Origin of the sequence: Stenotrophomonas capsici (genome assembly GCF_034961085.1) — a bacterium.
Lineage (GTDB): Bacteria > Pseudomonadota > Gammaproteobacteria > Xanthomonadales > Xanthomonadaceae > Stenotrophomonas > Stenotrophomonas capsici.
This window is the reverse complement of record NZ_JAYFUH010000156.1, coordinates 1-2,323: the sequence shown is the minus strand read 5'-3', so window position 1 is coordinate 2,323 and position 2,323 is coordinate 1. Positions and strand designations below refer to the sequence as shown.

At 60.1% G+C, this 2,323-nt stretch carries 1 protein-coding gene; it reads right to left on the bottom strand.

The window, feature by feature from the left end; translation table 11 throughout:
• Nucleotides 1–824 precede the first annotated feature (824 nt).
• Nucleotides 825–1,922 carry a DNA polymerase III subunit beta gene (dnaN, locus tag VA603_RS10550; protein WP_132864061.1) on the bottom strand — a complete coding sequence of 366 codons (1,098 nt, stop codon included), beginning with the start codon at nt 1,920–1,922 and terminating at the stop codon, nt 825–827.
• Between the last annotated feature and the right edge of the window lie 401 nt (nt 1,923–2,323).

The window sequence follows — 2,323 nt, the reverse complement described above, 5'->3', positions numbered from 1 at the left end:
AAATCCAGCTCTACCAGCACCACCAAGCTTTAGATTTATTCTCAGATTTAAAGCATAGAGCTGCGAAAAGCGTCACCGCAACAGGCGCGGGACAAAGCTGCTCAAATGGCGAAATCTAGGAGTCCTGCACGCCACCTGACTTTCAGATTTGAAGAAATCCCCGGGCGCTGAGCTGGGTTCGAAAGCGCCGCGTGGAACCTGCCGGCCTTCTCGCCCCACGCAGGTACTCCGAAACCGCGGACATCGCCGTTTCTGGACTCCCCATGCGGCCCGATACCGGCAGAAGTCAAAGAAACCAGGGGCAAACGGCGGACGCTGGGCGAAGCGGCATCGGGGATCTGCTGCCTGCGCGCTTCGCTTTCCGGCCGAACGGCTGCGGAACTGGCGAAATCTGCGGTCCCATGGCCGGCCAAGCTCAACGGAACAACCCGCTTGCAGAGCTTCTGCGGGGAAATGGCGTTCTCGATACCCATCAGCCGGGCAACCAGAACCGCAGCATCTCCCGTTGCTCCGAAGATGGCCTCCAAGTCGGAGCCTTCTGAGCCCAGAATCGGATCACAGTGGGAAGAACCCGGCGCTTGGGGCAGGTCCCGTCGCCGGGAATCGAGATCCAGGAAGGGGAAAAAGCAGGCGGGGTGACGGCAGATGCGAAGTGCCCTGGGCCTTTGAGAGGAAATTGTGCGAGACCGGCTGCAATGGCGGTCCTTTGCCACCACCGCGAACGGCTTCCGAAACGTCCGCTCCGGAATCAGGTTCCACGTGGAACCTTGCAAGAAAAAAGCCCGGCAATGCCGGGCTTCTTCATGTTCCACGTGGAACGCCGGTCAGAGACGCAGCGGCATCACGACGTGGCGCGACTTCTCGCTGCTGGCTTCGCGTACCAGCGCCGAGGAGTTCGAGTCGCGCAGCTGGATGACCACATGCTCGTCGCGCAGTGCCGACAGGGCGTCGAGCAGGTAGTTCACGTTGAAGCCAATGGCCAGATCATTGACCTGGGTATCGGCCTCGACTTCTTCCTGCGCTTCTTCCTGTTCCGGGTTATGCGCGCTGATCTTCAGCTGCCCCGGGGTCACCTCGACGCGAACGCCGCGGTACTTTTCGTTCGACAGGATGGCGGCGCGCTGTAGCGAAGCACGCAGGCTTTCGCGCTCGATCTTCACTTCGCGGTCGGCACCGATCGGGATCACCGCTTCGTAATCCGGGAAGCGGCCGTCGATCAGCTTCGAAGTGAAGGTCACATCGTCGCGCTTGACGCGGACATGGCTGCGGCCGACTTCCAGTTCCACCTCACGATCGCCGCCTTCCAGCAGACGCTGCAGCTCGGTCACGCCCTTGCGCGGCACGATGATCTGGCGCTTGCCGGTGCTGCTTTCCAGCTCGGTTTCGCACAGCGCCAGGCGATGACCGTCGGTGGCCACGCAACGCAGGGTCTTGTCGCGCAGGTCGAACAGCAGGCCGTTGAGGTAGTAACGCACGTCCTGCTGGGCCATTGCGAACGCGGTGCGTTCGATCAGTTCCTTCAACGCCGCTTCCGGCACGGCAACGCGCTCGGTGGCTTCGACTTCGTCAACCGATGGGAAGTCGTTGGCCGGCAGGGTCGCCAGGGTAAAGCGGCTGCGGCCTGCCTGCACCGTGATCTTTTCGCCGGTCTGCGAAACGGTGATGCGGCTGCCATCGGGCAGGGCGCGGATGATCTCGAACAGCTTGCGCGCCGGAATGGTGGTTTCACCATCCTGGGCGTCTTCGACCGCGATGCGGGAGACCATCTCCACTTCCAGGTCGGTACCGGTCAATGAAAGCTGACCACCCTGCACCTGGACCAGGAAATTGGCCAGAACCGGCAGAGTCTGGCGGCGTTCAACCACGTTGACGACCTGGGCCAACGGCTTGAGAAAGGCTTCGCGCTGCAGTGTGAAACGCATGTGGTTTCGTGCCCCTATGCTTTTAAAAGATGTGGGTTAAATCAAAAGCTTGGTGGTGCTGGTAGAGCCAGATTTGGTTTAAAACACACCCAAGTATTTGTTTTCAAAGGGTTTCTATACACTGAAACCCTCTGTACTACTGGCCCGGAACGGGTGGGGAATGCTGTGGATAACTTTCCGCGTTTTTGGAGACGCGTTTTTATCCACAACTTCCCCAACGTCTGCCCCCGAATCATGCACCGTTTTGTGCGATGACGCCTCTGCGGCGTCGGTGCATGATTCGTCCGGCTTCTTCCCTACGACCTATCCGGTGCCCCGAATGGCTTACTCACTCAACTTGCGGATGAGCTTGTCCCAGTCCTCGCGGAGCTTGCCGTCGGTTTCCATCAGCGTCTTGATCT